The organism is Candidatus Deferrimicrobiaceae bacterium (assembly GCA_035256765.1).
GTDB lineage: Bacteria > Desulfobacterota > Deferrimicrobia > Deferrimicrobiales > Deferrimicrobiaceae > CSP1-8.
In genome coordinates, this window is the sequence record DATEXR010000193.1 from 1 (window position 1) to 1070 (window position 1070).

At 61.4% G+C, this 1070-nt stretch carries 2 protein-coding genes; both read left to right on the plus strand.

What is annotated here, in order from left to right:
• The coding region (locus VJ307_06490) for an ATP-binding protein (protein ID HJX73789.1) at positions 1 to 702 on the plus strand (702 nt) is incomplete at its 5' end.
• A partial coding sequence (locus tag VJ307_06495) for a response regulator (protein HJX73790.1) occupies positions 699 to 1070 on the plus strand: 372 nt, incomplete at its 3' end. The genes VJ307_06490 and VJ307_06495, both read left to right, overlap by 4 nt.

Consider the following 1070-nt stretch of genomic DNA (forward strand, 5'->3'; position numbering starts at 1 on the left):
GAGCAGATGGTCGTTGCGGGGGAACTTGCAGCGGGATTGGCCCACGAGATCAAGAACCCCCTCGCCGGGATCAAGGTGGCGATGGACGTCCTCTCCCGGGAGGAGGCATTGAGCAAGGAAGACCGGGATGTCATGGCGAAGGTGACCGATGAGATCAAACGGCTGGAAGTCCTGATGAAGAACTTTCTCAACTTCGCCAAACCTCCCAAGCCCCGGTTCGCGAAGGTGAACGTGAACGACATCCTCCGGGCCACCATGGATTTCTACTTCCTTGGAGGGGCATCCCTGCCGGGCAAGCCGGAAGGCATCGAAATCTCGAAAGACCTGGACGCCCGCATCCCCGAGAGGGTGGCCGACCCCCTTCAATTGCAACAGGTCTTCCTGAACCTGTTCCTGAACGCCGTCGAAGCGATGCCGGGCGGGGGCGTGCTGGCGGTCAGGACGGAATACGATGCCTTTTCGGATTGCGTCCGGATCGAAATATCCGACAGCGGCAAAGGGATTGACGAGGGGATCATGGGAAACATATTCCAGCCGTTTTTCACGACCAAGCCGAAGGGGACCGGCCTGGGGCTCGCCATCTGCCGGCAGTTGATCGAGCAGCAGGGCGGCTCCATCAAGGCGGAAAACAACCCTTCCGGCGGGACCGTATTCCGGATCGACCTCCCCGCAAAACGCGTCCCCGGAGCGGAGCAAGCATGAGAGCGAAAGGAAGGGTTTTTCTTATCGACGACGACGGCCTGATCCTCTCGATGCTTTCCCGGGCGCTGAGAAACGAAGGGTACGAGGTGCAGACCGACGCGAGCGGGGAGGAGGTCGTAAGCAGGGTGCGGTCCTTCCACCCCGACGTGGTGCTGCTGGACATCAGGCTCCCCGGGAAGAGCGGGATGGAACTCCTCGAGGAGATCGTGGGGAGCGGAATGGACACGCAGGTCGTCATGCTCACCTCCGACGACACGGCGGAGACCGCCATCCGGGCGATGAAGCGGGGCGCCGTGGATTACCTGACGAAGCCCTTCAACCTCGACGAGGTGGTGCTCGTCATCGGGAAGGTGATCGGGAACGAAAGG